This window comes from Mesorhizobium sp. L-8-10, assembly GCF_016756635.1.
Classification (GTDB): domain Bacteria; phylum Pseudomonadota; class Alphaproteobacteria; order Rhizobiales; family Rhizobiaceae.
The window spans coordinates 978,649-1,004,179 of record NZ_AP023263.1; the positions used below are offsets into that span (position 1 = coordinate 978,649).

Genomic DNA, 25,531 nt, shown 5'->3' on the forward strand with positions numbered 1-25,531 from the left:
AGCGCTTGGCTTTTGCGCCGCCAGGATACCGAAGATCCTCCGTCCTGCTTCCGTCGGGCCAGGAAGGACGCGGAGGGCCCGAAGCCGGATGCTCCCGGATATGTCGAAATCGGGAACCTCCATGTCGCTCAATTGAGGTAAAATTTTCCAACATGCTCGAAGCCGGCAGACGCCGATGCCTCGTTCGGACGGGCAGCGCATGGTTACTTCGCCGCGAAACGCTCAGACACGAAGGCACATCCATGAAACGCTTGCTTCTGATCGGCGTGGCCGCCGCCACGCTCTTTTCGGCCTCGCTGCCGGCCTTTGCCGCCGACAAGCTGCTCAACGCCTCCTACGACATCGCACGCGAGCTTTTCGTGCAGGTCAACGAGGCTTTCGTCGCCAAGCATCCCGGCGTGAGCATCGACCAGTCGCATGGCGGCTCTTCCAAGCAGGCGCGCGCCATATTGGAGGGCCTGGAAGCCGACGTGGTGACCTTCAACCAGGTGACCGACATCGATGCGCTGGTGAAGGGCGGCTTCGTCTCGGACGACTGGAAGAGCGAGTTCCCCAACAACGCCTCGCCCTATTATTCGCTGCCCGCCTTCCTGGTGCATGCGGGCAATCCGAAAGGAATCAAGGACTGGGACGACCTTGTCCGCGACGACGTGAAGGTGATCTTCCCCAACCCCAAGACCTCGGGCAATGCGCGCTACACCTATCTGGCCGCCACGGCCTACGCCAAGGAAGCCTTCGCCAACGACGACGCCAAGGTGCGGGAGTTCATCGGGAAGCTGTTCGCGAACGTGCCCGTCTTCGACACAGGTGGCCGCGCCGCCACCACCACCTTCGTCGAGCGCGAGATCGGCGACGTGCTGATCACCTTCGAGGCCGAGACCCGCGGCATCGCCAGGGAGTTCGGCGAGGACAAGTTCGACATCGTCGTGCCTTCCGTCAGCCTGCTCGCCGAGTTCCCGGTGGCGATCGTCGACAAGGTGGTCGACAAGCGCGGCTCGCGCGATCTCGCCAGGACCTATCTCGACTTCCTCTACACGCCCGAAGGCCAGAAGATCCTCGCCGAAAACGGCAACCGTCCCAACGACGCGTCCGTCGCGGCAGAGTTCAAGGATCAGTTCCCCGCAGTGCGGCTGGTCAAGGTCGAGGACGTGTTCGGCGGCTGGGACAAGATCCAGGAAGAGCATTTCAAGGCCGGAGCGACGCTCGACCAGCTCTACGGATCGCGTTGATATCGGGAACTTTCCGACGTTAGGGTCGTGGGCCGTCCGGATCGACCCCGCTTCGTTTCAAGAAGGCTTTCGCAAGTGGCACGTCGCGTCCTGCCGGGTTTTCCCCTGGCGCTCGGGATCACGCTCTTCTACGTCGCGATCATCGTCGTGCTGCCGCTGGGCGCGCTGGTGCTCAAGGCGGCGGGGCTGGGGCCGGCCGACTATTGGCGGATCGTATCATCCCCCCGCGCCGTGGCCAGCTATCGCGTGACTGCGCTGTCGGCGCTCGCCGCCACCGTCTTCAACCTGTTCTTCGGCCTGGCGCTGGCCTGGGTGCTGGTGCGCTACCGTTTCCCCGGACGCCGCATCGTCGACGCGCTGGTGGACCTGCCCTTTGCGCTGCCGACGGCGGTGGCTGGCATCGCGCTCACCACGCTCTTCGCCAGCAACGGCTGGTTCGGCTCGCTGCTGGCCGAGATCGGCATCAAGGTCGCCTACACGCCGCTCGGCATCATGGTCGCCATGTGCTTCACCAGCCTGCCCTTCATCGTGCGCACCGTGCAGCCGGTGCTCGAGGACCTCGATCCGGCGCTGGAAGAAGCGGCCCAGACACTCGGCGGCGGCGACCGGGCGATCTTCCTGCGCGTCCTCCTGCCCCTGCTCACCCCGGCGTTGCTCGCCGGCCTTTCGCTTTCCTTCGCGCGCAGCCTGGGCGAGTTCGGCGCGATCATCTTCATCGCCGGCAACCAGCCGTTCGAGACCGAGATCACGGCGCTGCTCGCCTTCATCCGGCTCGAGGAATACGACTACCAGGCCGCGGCGGCGATCGCCTCGGTGCTGCTCGTCACCGCCTTCGCCATGCTCGCGGCCACCAACCTCATGCAGGCGCGCGCCCTTCGCTACACGAGGAAGGGCTGACCATGAAGCCGCACCGCAAGGGCCGCCCGCCCCGCGTCGGCGACACGCCGCGTGTGCGCCGCACGCTGATCGGGGTCGTCCTCTTCCTGACCGCGATCGTCATCGTGGCGCCGCTGCTGGTCATCGTCACCCAGGCGTTCTCGCAAGGCGCGGCCGTCTTCGCCGCGGCGATCATGCACCCCGACACGCTGCACGCCATCCTGCTTACAGTGGTCACGGCGCTGATCGCGGTGCCGGTCAACACCGCCTTCGGACTGGCGGCGGCCTGGGCGATCACCAAGTTCGACTTTCCGGGCCGGCGCCTGTTGCTGGTCGTGATCGAAATCCCGTTCTCGATCTCGCCGGTCGTGGCGGGCGTCGCCTATCTCTTCGTCTACGGCCTGCAGGGGCTGTTCGGGCCGGCGCTGCAGGAGGCCGACATCAAGATCCTGTTCGCGCTGCCGGGCATCGTGCTCGCCTCGATGTTCGTCACAGCGCCCTTCGTGGCGCGCGAGCTGATCCCGCTGATGCAGGCGCAAGGGCGCGATCTCGAGGAGGCGGCGACCTCGCTCGGCGCCTCCGGCTGGCGGACCTTCTTCTTCGTCACCTTGCCGAACATCCGCTGGGCGCTGCTTTACGGCGTGGTGCTGTGCAATGCCCGCGTAATGGGCGAATTCGGCGCCGTCTCGGTGGTGTCGGGCAACATTCGCGGCCAGACCAACACGCTGCCGCTGCATGTCGAGCTGCTCTATCACGACTATCAGACGGCAGGGGCCTTCGCCGCGGCCTCGATCCTCGCATTGCTCGCCGTGCTGACGCTCTTCGCCAAGGTGCTGCTCGAGCGCCGGGGAGCGGGCCGCGCCCGCCGGCCCGCGCTCGCCGCCCCGCAACCCGTACAGGAACAGACGCCGTGAAAATCCGCCTCGACAACGTCGTGAAGACCTTCGACACGTTCCGCGCGGTGCGCGGCGTCTCGCTCGACATCGGCAGCGGCGAGCTCGTCGCGCTGCTGGGTCCCTCCGGCTCGGGCAAGACGACGATATTGCGCATGGTCGCGGGCCTCGAATATGCCGAGGCCGGGCACATCTATTTCGGCGATCTCGACGCCACCGACATCCCGGTGCGCGACCGCGGCGTCGGCTTCGTGTTCCAGCATTATGCGCTTTTCCCGCACATGACCGTGGGCGAGAACATAGCCTTCGGCATGAAGGTCTCGAAGACGAAGCGCAGCCAGGCCGAGATCGACCGGCGCGTCGGCGAGCTGCTCGGACTGGTTCGGCTCGACGGGCTGGGCAACCGTTTCCCCGGCCAGATCTCCGGCGGCCAGAGACAGCGCGTCGCGCTTGCGCGCGCGCTCGCCGTCGACCCCAAGGTGCTGCTGCTCGACGAACCCTTCGGCGCGCTCGACGCCAATGTGCGGCGCGACCTGCGCCGGTGGCTGCGCAGCATCCACGAGGAGCTCGGCATCACAACGCTGTTCGTGACCCACGACAAGGAGGAGGCGATGGATCTCGCCGACCGCCTTGTCATCCTCAACGAGGGCAAGGTGGTGCAAGAGGGAACGACGGAAGAAATCTGCCGGTCGCCCAATTCGGCCTTCGTCATGAACTTCCTCGGCGACGCCAACCGGCTCGCGGTCACCGTCACGGGCGGCGCGGCCGATCTCGACGGGACCAGGATCGCCGCACCCGGCGTGCCGGACGGGGAAGCCGAGCTGTTCCTCTCGCCGAACGACCTCGACTGGCAGCCCGGCGGCGCGGGCGTTCCGGCGACCATCCTGCGGGTCATGGACCGCATGCAGGCGCGGCGCGTGGTGGCCGTGTCGGCAGGTGGCCGCACGCTCGAATTCGACGTGCCGCCCGAAACGTCGGTCAGGGCCGGCGAACGCGGACATGTGGCGATCCGCAACGCACGGGTGTTCGCGGCCGGCTAGCCAGGTTTGCCGTCTGGTATCAGCGCTCGATCGTGCCGGACCGCCGCATCTTCTTCTGGCAGCAGTAGCACTGCACAAAACAGCGCGTCGGCGGGCAACCGGGGACATAGACATCGACCGGAAGCAGGCGGTCGCAGCCGCGCACCACCGCATAGGAATAGTGATAGCAGCCGCCGCCGTTGGCGGATGAGCCCGTGAGATGACGTAGCGCGGCATGGCGAACTGCATCATCGCGATCCCGCAATAAGCCAGGAGCGCGAAACCATAGAGATCAAGGGCAAAGGGCGGATGAACCCCTGGACGCTGGTCGCGCGCAGGTTGTCCTGAACTCGGCAAATGCCCGGCACGATTCGGAATCTGGATCGCAAACAAATATAACTTGGGCGCTCAAGTATCACTCATCATGTTTGCATGCATCCCGTATACAGAAGACAATTTTACAACCTTATCTCCTGATGGTAATTTTGATTCGGGGCTTGTGAACTCGATCTTGGCTGGAAGCTGTTTCGGCTGACAGACTAACAGCAGGTGCGTGCATGATACGACGCGCATTCCTACATGTTTGCTTTCTCGCTCTTCCGGCGATGTTCGACAGCAATGCCTTTGGGCAGACCGCCACCACCCAGTTCAACGTCACGATCACCATAACCTCATCCTGCCAGATCAACTCGGCGTCCAACATGGACTTCGGGTCGACCGGTGTGATCAGCGCGGCGATACCGGCCACCGGCACCATAGCCGTGCAATGCACCAATGGAACGCCCTATACGGTCGGACTGAACAACGGGGCGACCGCAGGCGGCACGATCGCCGTGCGCAAGATGGCCGGGCCGAGCGCGCAGACGGTGGACTATTCGCTCTACAAGGAGGCCGGCCACACCAACGTCTGGGGCGATACGGGCGCCGACCTCGTCTCCGGCACCGGCGACGGTTCCGCGCAGAACTATACCGTCTACGGTCAGGTGCCCGTGCAGCCGACCCCTGGCGCAGGAACGTACAACGACACGATCACGGTCACCGTCACCTACTGACGGCCACATCGGAGGAAAGCATGATTCGGTCATTCGCCCGGGCCGTCGCCGGCCTGGCCGTGACGCTGCTTGCCGTTTCCGCGCATGCAGCTTCGCTGCGCGTCGCTCCGGTGATGCTCGACATCAAGGCGCCGACGGCCACTTCGAGCATTCGCGTCTGGAACGATTCCAAGCGGCCGCTCAACGTCCAGATCCGTATCTTCCGCTGGACTCAGCGGGACGGACAGGACGTCTACGAAGCGGCCGACACGGTTGCGGTCAGCCCGCCCATGACCACGCTGCGGCCCGGCGGCGAGAACCTGGTGCGGGTGGTCCGGACCTCGAAACGCCAGGTCCAGGCGGAGGAGAGCTACCGCCTCATCGTCGACGAACTGCCCGACGCCAGGCGTCGCAAGGACGGCACGGTGGCGCTCGTGGTGCGCCACTCCATCCCGGTCTTCTTCACGCCGGCGGGCGCAGACGGGGCGGATGCCTCGTGGACGGTCGAGCGCAAGAAAGGCGGTTATGTCGTCACGGTGCGCAACGACGGCGCAACGCGGCTCAGGGTTTCGAACCTCATGCTCGGCAATCGCGGCGGCCCTTCGGCGCGCCGCGACGGGCTGGTCGGCTACGTGCTGGGAAACTCCACGGTACGCTGGTTCGTCCCCGGCGGCGGCCGTTCGGCCGGCAGCGCACTGAAAGTGAGCGCGGAGAGCGAATCCGGACGTTTCGATGCGACGGCTCGTCTCAGGGGCGGCTAGCATCCTGCTCTCGACAGCCATGACGGTTCCCGCGCTGCGCGGCATGGATGCCATTGCGGAGGCGTTTGCCGCCACGGCCAGCGGCACGGAAGCGGCCGCACCCGATGGCCCGCGCGAGCTTCAGCTCGAAGTGTTCATCGACGGCGAGCCGACCGGGTGGATCGCGGCGTTCCGGCGCGACGCCGACGGAAGGCTTTCGATCGAGCCCTATCAGTTGCGCAATGTCGGCATCGAGCCGATCGACGCGGCGACGCGGCCGGACGGCCGCATCGACATCGGCGCATTGCCGGATGTCTCCTACGAATATGACGAGGCCGGCCAGGCGATCCGTTTCATCGTCGGGTTCGACGCGCGGTCGGCCCGCATCATCGAGGCCCAAGAATCCGACGCCGAAACGCCGCAGACCAAACCCCAAAGCAGCTACGGCGCGCTCGCCAACTACACGCTCTACGCCAGCACCGGCGGCAAGGAGATCGATGATCTGTGGGCTTTCAACGGCGTGTCCGGCTGGCTCGAGGGGCGCCTGTTCAGCCCGTTCGGCGTGTTCAGCTCCTCCTATGTGGCCACCAGCGCGCCGAACGAGATCTACAGCTCGACGCGGCTCGACACGACATGGTCCTATTCGAGCCGCGGCCTGCTCACCACCATCAGCGCCGGCGACGTCATCAATGGCGGGCTGAGCTGGACGCGACCGGTGCGCCTCGGCGGACTGCAGGTCCGCCGCAATTTCGGCCTGCGGCCCGATCTCGTCACCATACCGCTGCCCGAACTGTCGGGATCGGCAGCCGTGCCCTCGACGGTCGACGTCTATGTCAACAATGCGCGCCGGCTATCGCAAGACGTTCCGGCCGGCCCGTTCCAGATCACCGACTTGCCGATCGTGACCGGCAGCGGCACGGCCCGCGTGGTCGTCCGCGACGCACTCGGGCGTGAGACGGTGTCGGAAACGCCCTTCTTCGCCTCGGCCGAACTGCTGGCCCCGGGATTGTGGGATTATTCGGCCGAGGCCGGCTTCGCGCGCCGGCTCTACGGGGTCGAATCCAACGACTACGATTCCAGCCTGATGGCGTCGGGCACGGCGCGCTTCGGGCTTGACGACTGGATGACGCTGGAAGCGCATGCGGAAGGCGGCGGCGGGCTGGTGAACGGCGGCGCCGGCGCGGTGTTCGGCCTCGGCCGCTTCGGCGTCGGCTCGTTCTCGGCTACGGCGAGCAGCTTCGAGGGCGGGACCGGCTATCAGCTCGGCGGCAGCGTCGAGCTGCAGCTGTGGACCATGCGGCTCTACGCGCGCGTCCAACGGGCATTCGGCGACTACACCGACATTGCCGCGGTCACGGCCGATCTCGGAGAGCCCGCCACCCCGGAGTTCGACTTCACCACCGTCGCACCGCCGCGCGCGCTCGACCAGGTCTCGCTTTCCGTGCCGCTGTCCTTCGACCCGGCGACGCTCAACTTCAGCTTCACCCGGATCGAGACGATGGAGGACGACCGGGCGCGCATCCTGAGCTTTCTCGTCAACCGGCCGATCGGCAGCAGCGCGAGCTTGTTCGCCACGGCCTTCACCGACCTCGACGACGGCGATTCCTTCGGCCTGTTCGCCGGCCTGTCGGTCCAGTTCGGCAACGGCATCGACGGTTCGGCCGGCGTTTCGTCCGATTCCGAAGGCACCAGCGTCGTCACGGACCTCGTCAGATCCGGCGATGCCTCCATCGGCAGCCTGAGCTGGCGATTGCGGGAAGGTGAAGGCGCCCACACCAACCGCGCCGCCGCCGCGGCCTATCGCGCGCCCGTCGCACGGCTGGCGGCCGGCGTCGAACAGTATGACGGCGACTACCGGGTGACCGGCCAGGTCGACGGCGCCGTCGTGCTGGCCGGCGGCGACATCTTCCTGAGCAACCGCATCGATGACGCCTTCACCGTGGTCGACACGGGCGCTCCCGGCGTCGACGTGGAGTTGGAGAACCGCCCCGCCGGCCGCACCAACCGCAACGGCAAGCTGCTGGTCACGGGCCTGCGCTCCTACGAGCGGAACCAGATCTCCATCGATCCCGCCAATCTGCCCGTCGACGCGGTCGTCGACGGCACACGCGAGACGACGATGCCGGCCGACCGGAGCGGCACCGTCGTCAAATTCGGCGTCGACAGGAATTCCGACGCTGCGCTGATAACCCTGCGCGACGAAGCGGGGGAGTTCGTGGAGGCGGGCGCGGCCGGGACGATCGACGGCGCCGGACAGGAATTCGTCGTCGGCTATGACGGCCAGGCCTTCGTCGCCGGGCTCGGTCCGCGCAACAGGGTCACGATCGACCAGCCCACACGCGGCCGCTGCGCAGCGGAGTTCGGCTTCGTCAGACAACCCGGCAAGCAGGTTTCCATTCCCGATGTCGTCTGCCGCTCGATCCAATGAGGTCCAACGATGATGCTCCGCCCGTCGGTTTTCTTCGGTCTCGCGCTCTGCGGTCTCATGCTCCCTGGCGTGCGTCCGTCGGCAGCCCAGAGTTGCTCCTTCACCGTGTCCGACATCAATTTCGGCACCGTCGACACGCTGGCGGGCGCGGCGGTCGACATGACGGGCAGCGTCGACATCTCCTGCGGCAACACCGGATTGGTCAACCTCCAATACATCGTCTGCCTCAACATCAATGCGGGCTCCGGAGGGACGATCTCAGGCGTCCGCCAGGCGCGCAACCCGGCGAACGCGCCGCTCGCCTTCGGTCTCTACCAGGATGCGTCCCGTACAACGCCCTGGGGCTCGCGCGAACAGCCTGCTCTCGGCAACCCCGTGGAGGTGCTTTTGCTGGTTCTGCCGCTCACCAACGGGACGGCGAGCCGGACGATCTATGCGCGGGTGGCCGGCGGCCAGCAGAGCGCCGCGACCGGCCTTTACACGTCGACCTTCGCGGGGGCCGAGATCAGCTTCAACTGGCAGACCTATGTGCTGCTTCCGCCCGCCTGCAGCGCGGTCACCGCCAACCCGACCCGACCGACCTTCACGGTGCGGGCCAACGTGCCGGCGAACTGCCTCGTCACCGCCCAGAACATCGATTTCGGCAATCACGGGGTGCTAAGCAGCCAGGTCGACGCCGCCAGCGGGCTCGGCGTGACCTGCACCCAGGGCACTGCCTATACTGTCGGCCTCAACAACGGCGTCACCGGCACCGGCCCCATGGCGCGGCGTATGACGAAGGGCGCGGAGGCCGTGGTCTACGGCCTTTACAAGGACACCGGCCGCACCCAGCCCTGGGGCAATTCGGGCGGCGAGCTGGTCCCGGGAACCGGGTCTGGCGCCACGCAGAACCTTCCCGTCTATGGCCGCGTGCCGGCCCAGACGACTCCATCTCCGGGAACCTACACCGACACGGTGGTCGTGACCGTCACCTATTGAGCAGCCAGCCAGGCGCCTTCTCGGCAAGACGCTTGAACGCCATGGCCTTGGTCAGCATATCATCATCGATGGCGGCCAGCCGAACGGCGACGCGTGGAGATGATTCACACGATATGCAGGCAGGCCAGGTTCGCCTCCGGCAAACCGCCGGATCCGGAGAAGCGCTGAAACCAGGACGGCCGCCAGAGGCGCCAGATATTCCTGCCCGGAATGATCGTCCCGAGGGATAGCTTGCTATTCGGCTGCGGGACGCGACTTCAGCCCGCCGGCGGGCGCCTGCCCGGCATCGTCCGCGCTATGGACATAGACATGCATGGTGTAGCCGATATGAGCGGCCATGAGAGTCTTGGCCCGTTCGATGTCGCGGTCGAGCGCGGCCTTCATCAATTCGGTATGGCTGTCGATGGCCATGGCCTCGCGCAAGGCGGCAACGGCGGCCTCGTAGCCGTGCTTCATGCCAGCCGCCGCACGCAATGTCGGCGACAGGCCCAGGAAGCGGTGATGGCGGCGCAACTGGTCGGCGATGGTCGACCGGAAGCGGAGCAGCCAGCTCGACGTCGCCGCACTCAGCAAAGCCGCATGGAAGGCCTCGTGCTTCTCGTCCCATTCGTCCACCGCCTCGTCCGAAGGGTCGTCGACCGCGATCTTGCAGCGCGACAGCCGATAGTGGGCGGTGACGACGGCGGCCTCCCAGTCGCTGTCGCCCTTCTCGATCGATTCCGCCAGCAGCGGCAGCTCGACCACCATGCGCGCCCGTGCCAGGTCCTCGAGTTCCTCCCGCGACACCGGAGCCACGGTGAAGCCGCGGTTGCTGATGGCGGTGACCAGACGCTCGGCCTCCAGCCGGGAAAGCGCCTCGCGCAGCGGCGTCCAGCCGAGACCGTAGGCGCTGCGCAGCGCGCTGAGCTTGAGCGGGGCGCCGGGCATGAGCCGCGTCGTCAGGATGTCGCGGCGCAGCAGCCGATAGGCCGCTTCCGTCTTCGAGGAGTGCTCGTCGTCCTGCATCGTCGTCTTCACTGGCAAGGTCTGGCACCGGCAAAGGCTGGCCGATGCCATGATTATATATCATGTGGCCGGATGACAAGAATTATATATAATCTTGACATCACTCTGCCGGGCTGCGCATGATCTCCCCCAAGCGGCCGCCTTGGAGAGCGGCGCGTTCTCGAATTTTTGGGAGGAATTGATGAGAAAGCTGAAATCCGGCCTGCTGTCGGGCCTGCTGCTCGCCGGCGCGCTGGCCGCGGGCATCGGCGCCGCGATGGCCGATCCGATCAAGATCGGCATTGCCAATTTCGGCGAGCACCCGCAGCTCAACGCCTCGATCGCCGGGTTCAAGAAGGCGCTGGCCGATGCCGGCTATGTCGAGGGCAAGGACGTCGTCTACAGCGAGAGCCACACCAATTTCGACGCCTCGCTGGTGCCGCAGATGATCGCCAAGCTCCAGGCCGAGCAGCCGACACTGGTGTATACGGTGACCACGCCGGTGTCGCAGATCGCCAAGAAGGCGCTCGCTGGCTCGGGCATACCGATCGTGTTCACGGCAGTCACCGATCCGGTCGCGGCCAAGCTGGTGCCTTCCTGGGATTCCGGTGACGACGGCATGACCGGCGCCTCCGACCTGCAGGACATCGCCGCGGTGATGGAGTTCACCAGGAAGCTGCTGCCCGACGCCAAGCGGTTCGGTGTGCCCTACAATCCGGGCGAAGCCAATGACGTGGCCCTGGTCGAGAAAATCAAGGAATTGGCGCCCGCCGCCGGCTTCGAAGTGGTGGCCGTCGGCGTCGACAACGTCAACGACATCCAGCAGCGCATCGCTTCCTTCGCGGGCAAGGCGGACGTGATCTACACGCCGGCATCGAACCTGCTGCAGCCGGCGATCGCCGCCGTCTCGGCAGCCGCGCGGCAGGCCGGCATCCCGATCGTCAACTCCGACGACGGCGCGGTGCGCAACGGCGTCGTCCCGGCGAGCTTCGCCGTGAATTACGAGCAGGTCGGCATCAATGGCGGCAAGATCGCGGCAGAGATCCTCAAGGGCAAGGACCCCAAGACGATCGCGCCCTCGCGTCCGGCCTATGCCGACCATGCGCCAACGATCTCCAGGAAGACCATGGCGGCCTTCGGCGTCGAGATCCCGGAATCGCTGGCCGATTGCGGCTGCATCGTCGACTGACATTTTCCGCTTCGTCGAAACGGGCGGCGGCGCGTAACCGCGCCGCCGCCTTTCCGGGAGGGACGGATGCTCGAAATCCGATCTGCACGCAAAGTCTTCTACAAGGGCCAACCGGACGAAAAGATCGCGCTCGACGGCCTCGACCTGTCGCTGTCCACCGGCGAGTTCGGCGTCGTCATCGGCTCGAACGGAGCCGGCAAGAGCAGCATGCTCAACGCAGTCTCCGGAGCGCTGGTGCTGGATTCCGGCAAGATCGTCATCAATGGCGACGACGTGACCGAGATGCCGGTGCACAGGCGCGCCATGCGGCTCGCCCGCGTGTTCCAGGACCCCATGCGGGGCACGGCCGCCAGCATGACGGTGGCCGAGAACATGCTGCTCGCCGAGTTGCGCAGCAAGAAACGCACGCTGCGCCAGGGGCTCAACGCCAGACGCCTCGCCGACTACAAGGAGCGGCTTTCGCTGCTGGGGCTCGGGCTCGAGAACCGGCTCAACACCCGAGTCGAACTGCTTTCGGGCGGCCAGCGCCAGTCGCTGTCGCTGATCATGGCGGTCGGCGGCTCGCCCGAATTGCTGCTGCTTGACGAGCATACCGCCGCTCTCGACCCGCGCACGGCCGACATCGTCATGCAGGCCACCGTGCGCGCCGTGGAAGCGCTGAAGCTCACAACGCTGATGGTGACCCACAATATGCAGCACGCCGTCGATTTCGGGCACAGCGTCATCATGCTCGACGCCGGCAAGGTCCGCCTCGAGATATCCGGCGAGGAAAAGTCCCAAATCACCGTGCCCGATCTCATCGGCCATTTCGCGGTCAAGACCGACCGCATGCTGCTCGCGAGCCAGTGACCATGGATTTCATCCAGTCGATTCTGTCGAGCTTTGTCTCGCTCATCCCCGTCACGCTGGCGCAGAGCCTGATCCTCGCCTTCGTCGTGCTCGGCATCATGATCCCGTTTCGCACGCTCAACTTCCCCGACCTCACCAGCGAGGGCGCCTTCCCGCTGGGCGGCTGCGTGTGCGGCGTGCTGCTCGCCGCCGGCGCCTCGCCGCTGACGGCGATCGCGGTCGCGCTGATCGCCGGCTTCCTTGCCGGCTGCTGCACGGCCTTCATCCATCTGCGCTTCCGCATCCACACGCTGCTGGCCGGCATCCTGATGATGACGATGCTCTACAGCATCAACCTGCGCATCATGGGCAAGTCGAACCTGTCGGTGTTCGGCGCGCCGACGGTCTTCGACTGGGCGCCTTTCACCCAGCCCGGCTTCCCGGCGAGCAAGATCGTGGTCGCCGGCCTGATCGGCCTCGTCGTCTTCGTTCTGCTCAACCTGTTCTTCAAGACCGAGAAAGGCACCGCGATCCGCGCCGTCGGCGCCAACCCCGACATGGCCGAGGCGCAGGGCATAAATGTCTGGGTCGCCACGATCGGCGGCGTGGGTCTCGCCAGCGCCTTTTCGGCGACGTCAGGCGCGCTGATGGTGCAATCGCAGGGCTTCGCCGACGTCAATATGGGCCTTGGCATCCTGATCAACGGCCTGGCCGCGCTGATGATCGGCGAGGCCATTGTCGGCAAGCAGACGGTGCTGCGCCAACTGGCCGCGCCCTTCGTCGGCGCGATCGTCTACTACCAGCTCGTCTCGCTCTGCCTCGCCGCCGGCATGCCGCCCCCGGACCTGAAGCTCGCCACCGGCCTGTTCGTGCTCGCCATGCTGGCGCTGCCCAGCCTGCGACGCAGCCGCGGACCGGCCCCCGCACGCGAAACCGTCAGAGAATAGCAGAGGCCTGCCCGAATCATGAACGCTCTACCCGATCTCGCCGCGATCGAGGCGATGGACGAAGCGGACCGGCTGCGGCCGATGCGCGACCGCTTCGTCGTTCCCGAAGGGCTGATCTATCTCGACGGCAACTCGCTGGGCGCGGCCTCGCCGGCCGCCTTCGCCGAGCTGCAGCGGGCCGCAGCCCAGGAATGGGGTCAGGACCTGATCCGTAGCTGGAACAAGGCGGGCTGGTTCGACATGCCCATACAGCTCGGCGACCGGATCGGCCGCCTGATCGGCGCCGCGCCCGGCCAGACGGTCGTGTGCGACACCACCTCGATCAACATCTACAAGGCGCTGCACGCGGCGATGGGGCTGCGCCCCGGTCGTTCCGTCATCGTGGCCGAGGGCAGCAGCTTCCCGACCGATCTGTATGTCGCGGAAGGCGTGGCCTCGACACGGCCGGATGCGGTGCTGCGCCTCGAAGGCGTCGACGCGCCCGATATCGAGGAACTGATCGACGAGAGCGTCGCGGTCGTGCTGGTCAACCATGTCAACTACAAGTCCGGCGCCCTGCGCGACATGGCCGCGCTGACGAACAAGGCGCACGATGCCGGCGCGCTCGTCGTCTGGGACCTGTGCCACACGGCCGGCGCGCTGCCGGTCGACCTCGACGGCGCCAAGGCCGATTTCGCGGTGGGCTGCACCTACAAATATCTGAACGGCGGGCCCGGCTCGCCGGCCTTCATCTATGTCGCTACGCGCCATCTCGGCGAGGCGCGCCAGCCGCTAAGCGGCTGGTGGGGCCATGCGCGGCCCTTCGCCTTCGAGCAGAGCTATGCGGCAGACGCGGGCATCCGCCGCTTCCAGTGCGGCACGCAGCCGGTGCTGTCGCTGCGCGCGCTCAAAGGCTCGCTCGACATCTGGGACGAGGTCGACATGGCAGCGCTGCGCGCCAAGAGCATCGCGCTTACCGACCTGTTCATCCGGCTCGTCGAGGCGAAATGCGGCAGCCACGGTCTGAGGCTCGAAAGCCCGCGCGACGGGACCAGGCGCGGCAGCCAGGTGTCCTTCGAGCACCCGCACGCCTATGAGGTGATGCAGGCGCTGATCGAACGCGGCGTGATCGGCGATTTCCGCGCGCCCTCGACCATGCGCTTCGGCTTCACGCCCCTTTATATCGGCTTCAAGGATGTGTGGCGGGCGGTCGAGATACTGGAAGAGATCCTGCGCAGCGGCGCATGGAAAGACGAGCGTTTCGCGATACGGGCCGCCGTCACTTGATCACTGGCCTCAATCGCCGGCGCGGCCCCTCCGGGCCAGGTAGAGCGCCGGGCGTCCATTTGGACGCGCAAAGGACGCTCTGACAACGGTCGACATAGTCTGCCGATGCCATGACGGCGCGGCTGCATGGCGTCAGCGCAGGACATGCTCTTCCGAGAAGAGCTTCCAGACGACGACGAAGAGCGCCGCGATCGCGGGGCCGAGCACGAAGCCGCTGAGGCCCAGAACGCCGAGCCCGCCGATGGTGGAGACGAGCACGAGATAGTCGGGCATGCTCGCCTGCCGGCCGACCACCACCGGCCGCAGCAGGTTGTCGGCCATGCTGATCACGAGCACGCCGTATGCCAGCAGGATCACGCCCTTGATCCAGGCTCCGCCGGCCATCAGGATCAGGGCGGCCGGCACCCACACAAGCGCCGAGCCGACTGCCGGAACGACCGAAACCAACGCCATCACCGCGCCCCAGAAGACGGATCCGCCGATCCCCAGTATCGCGAAGATCGTGCCACCGAGCGCGCCCTGGACCAGGCCGATGATGGCCGTTCCCTTCAGCGTGGCGATCGACACTTCGGCGAATTTGCCGAACAGGCGCTGTTTCTGATCGTCCGGGAGGGGCACCGCCTGGAATATGGCGCGGTAGATGCCGTCGCCGTCGCGGAAAATGAAGAACAGCAGATAAAGCGTCAGGAAGAAGTTGATCACGAAGGCTGCCGCGTTCTGGCCGGCGCCGAGCAGCAGGGACAGCACGAATTCGCCGCCGCGCAGAACCGCGGCCTGAAGCCGCTCCGTGATGCTGCCGAGATCGATCCCGACACCGGTCAGCCAGTGGTCGATCTCGGGCAGAAGCAGGCCTTGCAGCCGGCGGAATGTCGCATTGGGATCGACTTCGCCGCTCTGGATGCGGGCATAGAACGACGCGCCCTCGGCGAGAATCATCGAGCCAAGGACGAAAATCGGGATCAGGACGAAGACGATGATCAACAGCACCGTCAGGGCCGCGGCGATGCCGTGGCGCCCGGACAGCCGGGTCTCCATCCATTTCATCACCGGGCGGAACAGCACGCCGAGCACGACGGCCCAGAATATGGCCTGCCATACGACCGTCAGGATGAACGCGAAGGCGACCGTCGCGCCGGTCGCCAGCAGAATCAGGACGGCGTTGCGGTTCACGGGCCTTCCTTCATGGCCGACGGCGCGGCATCCCGGCCCTTCCTTGGGGGTGAGTGCGCCCGGCTTTCGCTTCATCCATCAACACTTCGCCGACGCCGAATGTCCAGAAGAATCATACGGGACCCCGGATGGCCTGGGAGGCGCCGAACGGCCGGCCGCCGTCACAACAAGAGCGGCAGCTCCAGCCAGTCGGCATAGATCCTGTCGCGGTGTTCGAGCAGGATGGAATCGAGTGCCGCCTCGGTCGCGGCGTCGCGCGTCTCGAAGACTTTCCGGGTCACGGGATCCATAGCGCATTGCGCTTCGGGCAACGGCACGAACATGCCCATGAAGGCCGCGCCGTACACATCCACTGCGGTCAAGGCGTTGCCCAGGTAGAAGGGGCTCCCTGCGTCGCGCTGCACCTTCAGACGCGACGCGAGCATGCCGAGCAGCTCGACGACACGGCCGCCCGCGGCCGCGCCGGTCTCGGGCCTGTGGCCATATTTCCTGCCGAGATATTTTGCAACGGGCGCCGGAAAGCCGCCGGCCTGTGCCAGGCCCATATGCACCAGTTGCAGCCGGCGCGACCAGCCGAGGCCGCCCTCGCCGCAGATTTCATGGGCGAGGCCGAAGGCCAGGGCACGATCGGCTGGATCCCGCGGCAGCAATGGCGGCTCGGGCGCGAGACGTTCGGCCAGGAGCAGGATGTCGTCCCAGCGGTCGCGGGGCCGTTCGCCCTCATAGATCGCCACCGGGCCGCTGCGCTGCCCTGCCCACTGCTTCAGGGTCTCGCTGTCATAGGCCAGCCGCACGGCAGTCCAGTCGATGCCCTTGATGTGCAGGATGCCCTTGGCCGCTTCACCCCAAGGGCTGGGGATGCCGCCGACCACCACCATGCGCAAGCCGCCGCGGCCGATCGCCTCTTCCACGCTCACATAGTCGAATGCCATTTTCGCTCCTGCAGGCTTGCTTCAGTGAGCATGCACAGTTCCACACCGGCGGGCAGAAAGGCAAGCGACGGGGTGAGACCCTCACTCCGGTTCGCCGATGCCTTCGGGTTTGGGGCGCGCCTCGCCGGTGACGCTGTGGGTGTGCTCGAGCGCCGGCCTGACTTCGATCGATCCCATGGCGGCCATAGGGCTCCGCGCGGCGAGGCTTATGGCCTCGTTGAGATCACGCGCCTCGACCAGGAAGAAGCCGCCGAGGAACTCCTTGGTTTCGACATAGGGCCCGTCGGTGCTCGACATCCTGCCGTTGCGCACACGCACCACCGCCGCCGTGCCCGGCGGTTGCAACGGCTGGGCCAGGACGAGATGGCCGCGCCGCCTCAAGTCCCAGTCGAATTCGATGGAATCGTCGACGAGCTTCTTGCCCTCTTCGGGTGACAGGGCGGCCATGGCCTCGCCGTCGACATGGACCAGGCAGACATATTTCATCACAGACCTCCATGTTTTGCTTGCACCACTGGTCGCCCGGGGCCTGGCGGTTTCGACGGAGCCGGGGAAAATTGTCTGCGATCGGGTCGTCGGCCTACCAGCCCCGGAAGCGCGGCCAGTATCGCAGCGCGCCGTCGCCGGCGGCCGGGATCACCTCGTAGCCATCGAACTGCGCGGCCGTAGCGCAGGCGTGATTGGGCAGGATGCGCAGCATGGTGCCGACGGGTAGATCGGGAAGCACGGCGCGGCTGCCTGAGCGGACCGCGACGATGCCGTGTTCCTGGTTGGCGCCGATGACGACGAGACCGTCGATCACCCGGCCCTCGATGCCGCAGACCAGCCCGTAACCCTGGTCCACCGCCTGGCTCGCCGTCCCGCGATCGCGCGACATCGCCATCCATCCCGCATCGACCAGCACCCAGCCGCGCTCCTGCTGGTGGCCGATCACCGTGGTCAGGACGGAAAGCGCGATGTCTTCGACCGTGCAGACGCCGATGCCGGCCATGACGAGATCGAAAAAGACATGCACCCCGGCGCGGACCTCCGTCACTCCGGTCAGGTCACGCGCGAAATGCGCGGTCGGCGTGGAGCCGACGCTGACCATGGGGCAGGCATGGCCGCCCGTCCGCAGCTCCTCGGCCGCTGCCACGACCGCGTCGCGCTCGCGCTCCGCGAAGGCGACGAGTTCGTCCTCACCTCGCGCACCGTAGCTGCCGCCCGCATGCGTCATGACGCCTCTGAGCTCCGCGCCGCCCGACGCCAGGATCGTTGCAATCTCCAGGACCGTCGGGTCGCCGGGCCGCAGCCCGGCGCGATGGCCGTCGCTGTCGATCTCGATCACGGCAGGAATCGCGTGCTTCGCCTCGCGCGAGGCCTGCGCGACGCACTCGGCCTGGGCGACCGAATCGAGAAGCACGATCAGGTAGCATCCGGTGCCGCGCAGCGCGAGCACACGCGGCAGCTTCTGCGGCGTGATGCCGACGGCGTAGAGAATGTCGGTGATGCCGGCCTTGGAGAAGACCTCGGCCTCCCGCAGGGTGGAGACCGTCGCGCCGCTCGCCCTGGCCATCACCTGCTTCGCCGCGTCCACGGACTTGACCGTCTTCAGATGCGGCCGGCCGACCACGCCAAGCGCCGACAGGCGGTCGTCGAGACGCCCGATGTTCCGCATCATGATGGCCTCGTCGAGGACGAGGCAGGGGGTCGACAGTCGGCTCAGGCTACTGGCGTGGCTCATGGTTCCATCCGTTCGGTTTTTTCGCAGCTTATCCGGGCCGGTTCGAGATTTCGATCACCAGCTGACGCGCCGGCCGATCACGACGGGCTGCCCGGGGGGAGCTCATGCTGCGCTATGGAAGACCAGCGGCGGGCGGCCGAAGTCAGCCATCGCCCCGGAGCACCTCGCCGGAGGTCACGACGGCCCAACACGCCTCAGCGCTGCCGGCCTGCCGGAGCTTCTTCAACACCTCAGGCGAACGGAGCTGCCGCGCCACGGCCGCGAGCAGATTGAGATGATCCTTGCCGCCGTCTGCGGGGACGAGCAGCAGGAAGACGAGGTCGACCGGGATATCGTCGATCGCATCGAAGTCGATCGGCCGCGCCAGCCTTACGAACATGCCGAAGGGCCGGGCAAGGCCCGCAACCTCGGTGTGCGGGATGGCGACGCCCTCGCCGATGCCCGTCGAGCCCAGTTTTTCGCGGGCATGAAGAGGGTCGAGGATCTCATGCACGGCCAGGCCGAGCGTCTCCCCGGCGCGCTTCGCCAGAAACTCCAGCACCTTCAGCTTCGACGGCGCGGCGAGATCGACGACGACGTCTCCCGGCTGGAGGAATTCCGATAGCTGCATGACCCTGCTCTCCTGATCTTTCGGCCGGCGTCGGTCCCACGCCGAATGTTCCGATGCGCAATTCCGGACGCAGGACGCTGCGCGCCCCTGCCGGAATTGCCTTACAGAGCGTCGCGTGAAAAAGGATTCGCGCGACACGCTGCAGGTTCTTGATTTGGCGCATGTCTTTTCCCCGAAACCGTTACACACTTTCGGGAGACATGCTTCAGTCCGCCTCGCGCAGGCGATAGCCGACGCCGGTCTCGGTGGTGATGTAGTGCGGCTGATCCGGCGTCCGCTCGATCTTGTGGCGAAGCTGGCGCACATAGACCCTCAGATATTGAACGTCGGTCGACCCGCCCCAGATCCTGTCCAGCAGGAACCGATGCGTCAGCACCTTGCCGGCATGCTGCACCAGGATGCGCAGGATGTCGTATTCCTTGGGCGACAGCTTCACCTCGCGGTCGCCCACCTTGACGATGCGCTTCACCAGGTCGACCGACAATTCCCCGCTGTGGAACACCGGCTTTTCCCCCTGCTGCTGCAGGCGATGACGCAAGGCCACCCGGATGCGCGCCACCAGCTCGTTCATGCCGAAGGGTTTCGTGACGTAGTCGTCGGCGCCGAGTTCCAGCGCCTGGACGATGCCGGCCTCGTCGGTGCGGCTGGACAGGATGACGACGGGCAGGTCCAGCCCCTCGTCGCGCCACTGCCTGAGAAGATCGTGGCCGGCCATATCGGGCAGGCCGAGATCGAGCAGGATCAGGTCGGGCCGCTCGTCCTTGACCTGCTCTACCGCGGTACGGGCATTACTTGCCTCGACGACCGTGTAGTCCTGCGTGCCGAGCCCGACGCGCAGGAGCTTGCGGATCGGCGGCTCGTCGTCGACGACGAGTATCTTCACACCGGATGCGGTCATGTCGCCTGCTCCACCTCGGGGGCCTCGGCAGCGGCCGTCATGCGAATCGTGAATACGGCGCCGGGGCGGTCGGTCCGGTTGCCGGCCTCGATCGTCCCGCCCATCGCTTCGACGAAGCCCCGGCAGATGGACAGGCCGAGACCGGTCCCGGCGCGCACCCGGTCGCCCTTGCGCGCCCGGTAGAAGGTGTCGAAGATCCGCTCGAGATCCGCCGCCGGAATGCCAGGCCCCTCGTCCATGACCTGCACCGCGACCCAGCCATTGTCGCTCCAGCCCCGGATAAGGATGACGGTGTCGGGAGGGGAATATTTGGCGGCATTGTCGAGCAGGTTGAACAGCGCCTGCTCGAACAGCACGGGGTCGACCTTCAGCATCGGCAGGTCGGGCGGCAGTTCCACCTCCGTCCGATGATCGGCCGTCACCTTGGCGGCGCGGCGCAGCGCGGAGCCGACGATATCGCCGACATAGTGCCAGGCGAAGTTCGGCTCCATCGCGCCGGATTCGATCCTGGTCATATCGAGCAGGTTGGAGATGAAGCGGTTGAGCCGTTCGGATTCGTCAATCACCGTGGTCAGGAGCTCCGAACGGCCGCCGTCGGGCAGCGACGCGCCGAAATCGCGCAGCGTGCCCGCCGCCCCCATGATCGCCGCGAGCGGCGTCTTCAGGTCGTGCGATATGGAGGTCAGCAGCGCCGAGCGCAGGCGGTCGGCTTCCGCCGCGAGCTTGGCCCGGTCGACGTCGGCAACGAGCTGGATGCGCTCGATGGCGATCGCCGCCTGGTCGGCGAGCGCGTCGAACAGGCGCTGCTGCTCGGGCGTCAGAAGCGGTCCCTGCCGGTCGTCGTCGAGGCCGATGACGCCGACAGCCTCGCGGCCGGTGCGCAGAGGCAGATAGAGCCGCTTCGCGCCAGGCAGCGTGTCCGCACCGCGCCCGGCCGGCCGATTGTGCTCCCAGGCCCAGCGCGCCGCAGCGATGTCGGCATCGACCAGCGTGTCATCGGGCGGATATCCGGCCCGTACCGCGATGGTGCCATCCTCAGGCATCAACACCACGACACGCAGCTTCAGCATCGAGGCGATCTGGAACACCGTCGCCCACAACACGTCGTCGAGCGTGCCGGCACCGGCGAGCTTGCGGCTGAACAGATAGAGATCCTCGGTGGCCCGGGCGCGTCGCCGGGCGGCAGCCGCCTGGCGCTGGACGCGGGCCGTGAGGTTGCTTGCGATCACCGCCACAACCAGGAAAAAGCCGAGCGCGATGACGCTCTCCGGGTCGCTTATGGTGAAGGTGTAGCGCGGCGTGAGGAAGAAGAAGTTGAAGGCGAGCGAACTCACCAGCGACGCGAACAAAGCGGGCCACAGTCCGAGAGTCACCGCTACGGTGAGCACCGCCATCAGGAAGACGAGGGCGATGTTGCGGACGTCGAGGAACTGGTCCATGCCGACACCGACGCCGAGCGCGGCGACCACGAAGGCGAGGCTGAGCACATAGGGCCAGAGCTCGAACTGCAGCGGCTGCGCGGCAGAGCTCACGCCACGCGCCGCTGGGACACTGTCCTGCTCGGTACCCGACGTCACATGGATGCTGAGGTTGCCGGCCTGGCGGATCAGATCATGCGTGACGGATCCGCCGAAGAACTCGCGCCAACGCCGCTTGGCCGGCTTACTGATGACGATATGGCTGAAGTTGTGCGTCGTCGCATGCCGCACGATCTCGTTCGCTACGTCCTGGCCGGGCACGGTGACGGCCTCGCCGCCCAGTTGCTCGGCCAGCCGCAAGGTCACGGCGAGGCGGTCCTTGTCGGCTTCGGACATTGTGGCCGAACGCGACGTCTCGACATGAAGAGCGGCCCAGGGCGCGCGCAGCCGATCGGCCTGGCGGCGGGCATAGCGCACCAGCGATGCGCCGCGCGGATGTTCGTCGACGGCGACGAGCACCCGGTCCCCGGCCGCCCACGGGCCCGGAATGGCGTGGGCCTGCATGTGGCTCAGGAGCTGCTCATCGACGCGCTGGGCGGTGCGGCGCAGCGCGAGCTCGCGCAACGCCGTCAGATTGCCCGGCGAGAAGTAACTTTCGACCGCGCGCCTGGCGGTGTCGGGGACGTAAACCTTGCCTTCATGAAGCCGCTTGATCAGATCGTCCGGCGTCAGATCGATGATCTCGACGTCGTCGGCCCGGTCGATAACGGAATCGGGAACGGTCTCGCGGACGCGGATGCGGGTGATCTGGGCGACGACGTCGTTCAGGCTCTCGACATGCTGGATGTTCATCGTCGAGTAGACGTCGATCCCCTGACCGAGGATCTCGAGCACGTCGAGATAGCGCTTGGGATGGCGGCTGCCCGGCGCGTTGGTGTGGGCGAGTTCATCGACCAGCACCAGGGACGGGCAGCGCTCGACGATGGCGTCGATGTCCATCTCCTGGAGCCGACGACCCTTGTAGTCGACGGTCTTGCGGGGGATGACCTCGAAACCCTCGACCAGGACTTCGGTCTCCTTGCGGCCGTGGGTTTCCACGACGCCGATGACCACGTCGCGACCATCGGCCTTCGCTGCGCGGCCCGATATCAGCATTTCATAGGTCTTGCCGACGCCGGGCGCGGCGCCGAGGAAGATCTTCAGACGCCCACGATTTTCGCGCTCAGCCTTCTCCAGGAGCGCGTCCGGCGACGGTCTGTTGTCGGCATCGCGGTTATCGTCCGGCATCAGAGCAGATCCGTCCTGGAGCGAGGCAGGATGAGGGGCGCTTCCACCATGATCCGAATTATCTCAAGTTACTGCTCAGAATCGGAGGCGTATCAATCGACTCCAGTCAATCTAGACCCACGGCATCGACCTGTCAGGGCCGGGCGGCGTCGAGCGCCATGTTGAGCGCCAGAACGTTGACCACAGGCTCGCCCATGAAGCCGAGCTTGCGACCCTCGATGCCGGCATCGACGAGCTGCCGCACGGCAGCCTCGTCCATGCTGCGCGCTTTGGCCACGCGCGGCGCCTGGAAATAGGCTGCTTCCGGCGAGATGTGCGGATCGAGGCCGCTGCCCGAGGTGGTGACCAGCTCCATCGGCACCGGCGTATTCGGATTGGACACCTTCAGGGCCTCGGCTTCCGCCTTGATACGCTCGATCAGTTCCGCGCTGGTCGGGCCAAGGTTGGAGCCGCTCGAGGCCGCCGCATCGTAGCCGTCGCCCGCGGCCGAGGGCCGGCCGTGGAAATAGCCCTCTCCCGTAAAGGCCTGGCCGATCAACCCGGATCCGACGACCTTGCCGTCCTTCTCGACCAGGCTGCCATTGGCCTGGCGCGGAAACAGCGCCTGGGCGAGTCCGCTCATCCCCAGCGGATAGGCGAGCCCGGTGATGACGGTGAGCGCGACGATCATGACGATCGCGGGTCGCAATTGTTTCAGCATGGGGGGCGTTCCTTATGCGAGGCCGAGGGCCGTGACGGCGATATCGATCGCCTTGATGCCGATGAAGGGCACGATGATGCCGCCGAGGCCGTAGATCAGCAGGTTGCGGGATAGCAGCGCGCCGGCGCCGACCGCCCGGTATTTGACGCCTTTCAGCGACAGCGGGATGAGCGCCACGATGATGAGGGCGTTGAAGATGATCGCCGACAGGATGGCGCTCTGTGGGGTGGTGAGCCCCATGATATTCAACGCGCCGAGCTGCGGATAGAAGGCGAGGAACATCGCCGGGATGATGGCGAAATATTTGGCGATGTCGTTGGCGATCGAGAAGGTGGTGAGGGCCCCGCGCGTCATGAGGAGCTGCTTGCCGATCTCGACGATCTCGATCAGCTTGGTCGGGTCGCTGTCGAGATCGACCATATTGCCGGCCTCGCGTGCGGCGACCGTACCGGTGTTCATGGCGACGCCGACATCGGCCTGGGCAAGCGCCGGCGCGTCATTGGTGCCGTCGCCGCACATGGCGACCAGCTTGCCTTTGCCCTGTTCTTCACGGATCAGCGACAGCTTGTTCTCGGGCGTGGCCTGGGCGAGGAAGTCGTCGACGCCGGCCTCGGCCGCGATTGCCGCGGCAGTCATCGGATTGTCGCCGGTGATCATGACGGTGCGGATGCCCATGCGCCGGAGCTCGGCGAAACGCTCCCGGATGCCGCCCTTGACGATGTCCTTGAGATGGACGACGCCGAGCAGGCGGCCGTCCCGCACCACGGCGAGCGGCGTGCCGCCGGCCTTGGCGATCTCGTCCGCGATCGCCTGGATGTCGCGGATCACCTCGCCGCCCGGGCGTGCGGCCGGCGACGCCGTCGCTGCACCGACATAGGCCAGCACCGCATCGACGGCGCCCTTGCGGATCGACGATCCGTCGAAATCGACGCCGCTCATGCGGCTCTGCGCGGTAAAGGGCACGAAGGTCGCGTGAAGCGTGCCCATGTCGCGGGCCCGGATGCCGTATTTCTCCTTGGCGAGCACGACAACGGAGCGGCCCTCCGGGGTCTCGTCGGCAAGCGAGGCGAGCTGGGCCGCGTCCGCCAGCTCCTGCTCGGTGACGCCCTTGACCGGACGGAACGCGGTCGCCTGGCGGTTGCCGAGCGTGATCGTGCCTGTCTTGTCGAGAAGCAGCGTGTCGACGTCGCCGGCGGCCTCGACGGCGCGGCCCGACATGGCCAGCACGTTGAACCGCACCAGGCGGTCCATGCCGGCGATGCCGATGGCCGACAGCAGCGCTCCGATCGTGGTCGGGATCAGCGTCACGAACAGCGCGACCAGCACGATGAGCGGGATCGAGCCGCCTGCGTACGAAGCAAAGCTCGGGATCGTCGCCACCGCCAGCACGAAGATCAGCGTCATACCGGCGAGCAGGATGTTGAGCGCGATTTCGTTGGGCGTCTTCTGGCGCTCCGCACCCTCGACCAGCGAGATCATCCGGTCGAGGAAGGTCGAGCCGGAGGCTGCGGTGATGCGCACGCGGATCCAGTCGGACAGCACCTGGGTGCCGCCGGTCACGGCCGAACGGTCGCCGCCCGATTCGCGGATGACGGGTGCCGATTCGCCCGTGATCGCGGCTTCGTTGACCGAGGCCACCCCTTCGATCACCTCGCCGTCGGACGGGATGATGTCGCCCGCCTCGACGATCACGAGGTCGCCGACCTTGAGGCTGGTGCCGGGGACCAGCTTGAACTTCGTGCGATCGTCGCCCGATAGCAGCTTGGCCTGCGTCTCGGTACGCGCCTTGCGCAGCGAATCGGCCTGCGCCTTGCCGCGGCCTTCGGCGACGGCCTCGGCGAAATTGGCGAACAGCACAGTGAACCAGAGCCAGAGTATGATCTGGAACGAGAAGCCGAGGCTTCCGGCGCCGGTGACGACATCGCGCAGGAAGAGCACTGATGTGAGCAGCGACACGACGGCCACCACGAACGTGACAGGGTTGCGGGCGAGGCTGCGCGGATCGAGCTTGCGGAAAGCGCCGCCGATCGCGGGGACGAGTATGCCGGCATCGAGGATGCTGGCGGATCTGGGTTGGCTCATGACGAGACTCCGGAATTCGCGACGGCGCTCAGACTGCTGCGAAAAGCCGGGTGAGCGCGGAGGCGACAAGCACGACGCAGGCCATCACGAGCATCAGCCCGACGATGACGTCGGAGGCGCGGACGGGTTTCCTGGGCTCCCACGCCGACCATTCGGCGCGGGGATGGATGTGCTTGCGCAGGATGTTGATCGGGCCGGACATGGCGCACCTCTTGCTTTGACCTCAGTCGCCGGCGCGGCCCATCCGGGCCGCTTGGCTTTCGCGCCAACGGGCGTGGGCCGCGCAGTCGCGCGCTCCAGCGG

23 protein-coding genes and 1 pseudogene are annotated in these 25,531 nt (G+C 66.6%); 12 read left to right on the top strand and 12 right to left on the bottom strand.

Annotated features, from left to right (window positions below):
• Positions 1-242 precede the first annotated feature (242 nt).
• The 4 genes from JN280_RS04420 to JN280_RS04435 all read left to right on the top strand — a co-directional run bounded on the left by JN280_RS04420 (position 243) and on the right by JN280_RS04435 (position 4,038).
• The gene (locus tag JN280_RS04420; protein ID WP_202310291.1) at positions 243-1,229 is read left to right on the top strand and encodes a sulfate ABC transporter substrate-binding protein; all 987 of its coding nucleotides are present in this window, start codon (positions 243-245) and stop codon (positions 1,227-1,229) included.
• A 75-nt stretch (positions 1,230-1,304) separates the two neighbouring features.
• Positions 1,305-2,126 carry a sulfate ABC transporter permease subunit CysT gene (gene cysT, locus JN280_RS04425; RefSeq protein WP_202310292.1) on the top strand — a complete coding sequence of 274 codons (822 nt, stop codon included), beginning with the start codon at positions 1,305-1,307 and terminating at the stop codon, positions 2,124-2,126.
• A 2-nt stretch (positions 2,127-2,128) separates the two neighbouring features.
• Entirely contained in the window at positions 2,129-3,019 is an 891-nt protein-coding gene (cysW, locus tag JN280_RS04430; RefSeq protein ID WP_202310293.1) for a sulfate ABC transporter permease subunit CysW, read from the top strand.
• Positions 3,016-4,038 (top strand): sulfate/molybdate ABC transporter ATP-binding protein, encoded by a 1,023-nt coding sequence (locus tag JN280_RS04435; RefSeq protein ID WP_202310294.1) that lies wholly within the window; start codon positions 3,016-3,018, stop codon positions 4,036-4,038. Before cysW ends, JN280_RS04435 begins: the two co-directional genes overlap by 4 nt.
• A gap of 19 nt (positions 4,039-4,057) precedes the next feature.
• Here JN280_RS04435 and JN280_RS04440 read toward each other — a convergent pair.
• Positions 4,058-4,263: pseudogene (locus tag JN280_RS04440) on the bottom strand (NADH-quinone oxidoreductase subunit B family protein); the annotation flags it as partial.
• 359 nt (positions 4,264-4,622) lie between these two features.
• Here JN280_RS04440 and JN280_RS04445 point away from each other — a divergent pair.
• The 4 genes from JN280_RS04445 to JN280_RS04460 are packed head-to-tail and all read left to right on the top strand — an operon-like array spanning position 4,623 to position 9,194.
• The gene (locus tag JN280_RS04445; protein ID WP_244742958.1) at positions 4,623-5,069 is read left to right on the top strand and encodes a Csu type fimbrial protein; all 447 of its coding nucleotides are present in this window, start codon (positions 4,623-4,625) and stop codon (positions 5,067-5,069) included.
• A 20-nt stretch (positions 5,070-5,089) separates the two neighbouring features.
• Positions 5,090-5,809 carry a fimbrial biogenesis chaperone gene (locus JN280_RS04450; RefSeq protein ID WP_202310296.1) on the top strand — a complete coding sequence of 240 codons (720 nt, stop codon included), beginning with the start codon at positions 5,090-5,092 and terminating at the stop codon, positions 5,807-5,809.
• Positions 5,781-8,216, top strand: a complete 2,436-nt coding sequence (locus JN280_RS04455) for a fimbria/pilus outer membrane usher protein (RefSeq protein ID WP_202310297.1) — start codon at positions 5,781-5,783, stop codon at positions 8,214-8,216. The genes JN280_RS04450 and JN280_RS04455 overlap by 29 nt, the downstream gene beginning before the upstream one ends.
• Before the next feature lie 57 nt (positions 8,217-8,273).
• Positions 8,274-9,194, top strand: coding sequence for a Csu type fimbrial protein (locus JN280_RS04460; protein WP_202314534.1), 921 nt, complete (start codon positions 8,274-8,276; stop codon positions 9,192-9,194).
• Positions 9,195-9,428: 234 nt separating this feature from the next.
• Here the strand turns inward: JN280_RS04460 and JN280_RS04465 are convergent, their stop codons facing one another.
• Complete coding sequence (locus JN280_RS04465) at positions 9,429-10,199, bottom strand: GntR family transcriptional regulator (protein WP_202310298.1); 771 nt, start codon at positions 10,197-10,199, stop codon at positions 9,429-9,431.
• Between the two features lie 181 nt (positions 10,200-10,380).
• Between JN280_RS04465 and JN280_RS04470 the strand changes: the two genes are divergently transcribed.
• The 4 genes from JN280_RS04470 to kynU all read left to right on the top strand — a co-directional run bounded on the left by JN280_RS04470 (position 10,381) and on the right by kynU (position 14,408).
• Positions 10,381-11,367, top strand: coding sequence for an ABC transporter substrate-binding protein (locus tag JN280_RS04470; RefSeq protein WP_202310299.1), 987 nt, complete (start codon positions 10,381-10,383; stop codon positions 11,365-11,367).
• Between the two features lie 66 nt (positions 11,368-11,433).
• The gene (locus JN280_RS04475; RefSeq protein ID WP_202310300.1) at positions 11,434-12,216 is read left to right on the top strand and encodes an ABC transporter ATP-binding protein; all 783 of its coding nucleotides are present in this window, start codon (positions 11,434-11,436) and stop codon (positions 12,214-12,216) included.
• 2 nt (positions 12,217-12,218) lie between these two features.
• A complete protein-coding gene (locus JN280_RS04480; RefSeq protein WP_202310301.1) occupies positions 12,219-13,142 on the top strand; it encodes an ABC transporter permease in 924 nt (307 codons plus the stop codon).
• Between the two features lie 18 nt (positions 13,143-13,160).
• Positions 13,161-14,408, top strand: coding sequence for a kynureninase (gene kynU, locus JN280_RS04485; protein ID WP_202310302.1), 1,248 nt, complete (start codon positions 13,161-13,163; stop codon positions 14,406-14,408).
• Between the two features lie 132 nt (positions 14,409-14,540).
• On the opposite strand, the gene JN280_RS04490 is transcribed toward kynU, so the two are convergent.
• The 10 genes from JN280_RS04490 to JN280_RS04535 form a co-directional block, all read right to left on the bottom strand.
• Positions 14,541-15,578 carry an AI-2E family transporter gene (locus JN280_RS04490; RefSeq protein ID WP_202310303.1) on the bottom strand — a complete coding sequence of 346 codons (1,038 nt, stop codon included), beginning with the start codon at positions 15,576-15,578 and terminating at the stop codon, positions 14,541-14,543.
• A gap of 161 nt (positions 15,579-15,739) precedes the next feature.
• Positions 15,740-16,510, bottom strand: coding sequence for a hypothetical protein (locus tag JN280_RS04495; protein WP_202310304.1), 771 nt, complete (start codon positions 16,508-16,510; stop codon positions 15,740-15,742).
• A gap of 81 nt (positions 16,511-16,591) precedes the next feature.
• Positions 16,592-16,996, bottom strand: coding sequence for a YciI family protein (locus JN280_RS04500; protein ID WP_202310305.1), 405 nt, complete (start codon positions 16,994-16,996; stop codon positions 16,592-16,594).
• 94 nt (positions 16,997-17,090) lie between these two features.
• Complete coding sequence (locus JN280_RS04505) at positions 17,091-18,233, bottom strand: DSD1 family PLP-dependent enzyme (protein WP_202310306.1); 1,143 nt, start codon at positions 18,231-18,233, stop codon at positions 17,091-17,093.
• A gap of 142 nt (positions 18,234-18,375) precedes the next feature.
• Positions 18,376-18,843: a PTS sugar transporter subunit IIA gene (locus JN280_RS04510; protein ID WP_202310307.1), complete on the bottom strand. Its 468-nt coding sequence runs from the start codon at positions 18,841-18,843 to the stop codon at positions 18,376-18,378.
• A 205-nt stretch (positions 18,844-19,048) separates the two neighbouring features.
• Positions 19,049-19,741 carry a response regulator transcription factor gene (locus tag JN280_RS04515; protein WP_202310308.1) on the bottom strand — a complete coding sequence of 231 codons (693 nt, stop codon included), beginning with the start codon at positions 19,739-19,741 and terminating at the stop codon, positions 19,049-19,051.
• Positions 19,738-22,446, bottom strand: coding sequence for a sensor histidine kinase (locus JN280_RS04520; protein WP_202310309.1), 2,709 nt, complete (start codon positions 22,444-22,446; stop codon positions 19,738-19,740). The genes JN280_RS04515 and JN280_RS04520 overlap by 4 nt, the downstream gene beginning before the upstream one ends.
• A gap of 133 nt (positions 22,447-22,579) precedes the next feature.
• Positions 22,580-23,146: a potassium-transporting ATPase subunit KdpC gene (gene kdpC, locus JN280_RS04525; protein WP_202310310.1), complete on the bottom strand. Its 567-nt coding sequence runs from the start codon at positions 23,144-23,146 to the stop codon at positions 22,580-22,582.
• 12 nt (positions 23,147-23,158) lie between these two features.
• Positions 23,159-25,228 carry a potassium-transporting ATPase subunit KdpB gene (gene kdpB / locus JN280_RS04530; protein ID WP_202310311.1) on the bottom strand — a complete coding sequence of 690 codons (2,070 nt, stop codon included), beginning with the start codon at positions 25,226-25,228 and terminating at the stop codon, positions 23,159-23,161.
• Between the two features lie 28 nt (positions 25,229-25,256).
• Positions 25,257-25,430 carry a hypothetical protein gene (locus JN280_RS04535; RefSeq protein ID WP_202310312.1) on the bottom strand — a complete coding sequence of 58 codons (174 nt, stop codon included), beginning with the start codon at positions 25,428-25,430 and terminating at the stop codon, positions 25,257-25,259.
• Positions 25,431-25,531 lie beyond the last annotated feature (101 nt).

Coding starts and splice junctions, on each gene's coding strand:
- JN280_RS04475 (WP_202310300.1), top strand. CDS start 11,434: ATGCTCGAAATCCGATCTGCACGCAAAGTCTTCTACAAGGGCCAACCG.
- JN280_RS04520 (WP_202310309.1), bottom strand. CDS start 22,446: ATGCCGGACGATAACCGCGATGCCGACAACAGACCGTCGCCGGACGCG.
- JN280_RS04470 (WP_202310299.1), top strand. CDS start 10,381: ATGAGAAAGCTGAAATCCGGCCTGCTGTCGGGCCTGCTGCTCGCCGGC.
- kynU (WP_202310302.1), top strand. CDS start 13,161: ATGAACGCTCTACCCGATCTCGCCGCGATCGAGGCGATGGACGAAGCG.
- JN280_RS04460 (WP_202314534.1), top strand. CDS start 8,274: ATGCTCCCTGGCGTGCGTCCGTCGGCAGCCCAGAGTTGCTCCTTCACC.
- JN280_RS04515 (WP_202310308.1), bottom strand. CDS start 19,741: ATGACCGCATCCGGTGTGAAGATACTCGTCGTCGACGACGAGCCGCCG.
- kdpC (WP_202310310.1), bottom strand. CDS start 23,146: ATGCTGAAACAATTGCGACCCGCGATCGTCATGATCGTCGCGCTCACC.
- JN280_RS04455 (WP_202310297.1), top strand. CDS start 5,781: ATGCGACGGCTCGTCTCAGGGGCGGCTAGCATCCTGCTCTCGACAGCC.
- cysW (WP_202310293.1), top strand. CDS start 2,129: ATGAAGCCGCACCGCAAGGGCCGCCCGCCCCGCGTCGGCGACACGCCG.
- JN280_RS04420 (WP_202310291.1), top strand. CDS start 243: ATGAAACGCTTGCTTCTGATCGGCGTGGCCGCCGCCACGCTCTTTTCG.
- kdpB (WP_202310311.1), bottom strand. CDS start 25,228: ATGAGCCAACCCAGATCCGCCAGCATCCTCGATGCCGGCATACTCGTC.
- JN280_RS04500 (WP_202310305.1), bottom strand. CDS start 16,996: ATGAAATATGTCTGCCTGGTCCATGTCGACGGCGAGGCCATGGCCGCC.
- JN280_RS04510 (WP_202310307.1), bottom strand. CDS start 18,843: ATGCAGCTATCGGAATTCCTCCAGCCGGGAGACGTCGTCGTCGATCTC.
- JN280_RS04495 (WP_202310304.1), bottom strand. CDS start 16,510: ATGGCATTCGACTATGTGAGCGTGGAAGAGGCGATCGGCCGCGGCGGC.
- JN280_RS04445 (WP_244742958.1), top strand. CDS start 4,623: ATGTTCGACAGCAATGCCTTTGGGCAGACCGCCACCACCCAGTTCAAC.
- JN280_RS04465 (WP_202310298.1), bottom strand. CDS start 10,199: ATGCAGGACGACGAGCACTCCTCGAAGACGGAAGCGGCCTATCGGCTG.
- JN280_RS04535 (WP_202310312.1), bottom strand. CDS start 25,430: ATGTCCGGCCCGATCAACATCCTGCGCAAGCACATCCATCCCCGCGCC.
- JN280_RS04505 (WP_202310306.1), bottom strand. CDS start 18,233: ATGAGCCACGCCAGTAGCCTGAGCCGACTGTCGACCCCCTGCCTCGTC.
- JN280_RS04450 (WP_202310296.1), top strand. CDS start 5,090: ATGATTCGGTCATTCGCCCGGGCCGTCGCCGGCCTGGCCGTGACGCTG.
- JN280_RS04480 (WP_202310301.1), top strand. CDS start 12,219: ATGGATTTCATCCAGTCGATTCTGTCGAGCTTTGTCTCGCTCATCCCC.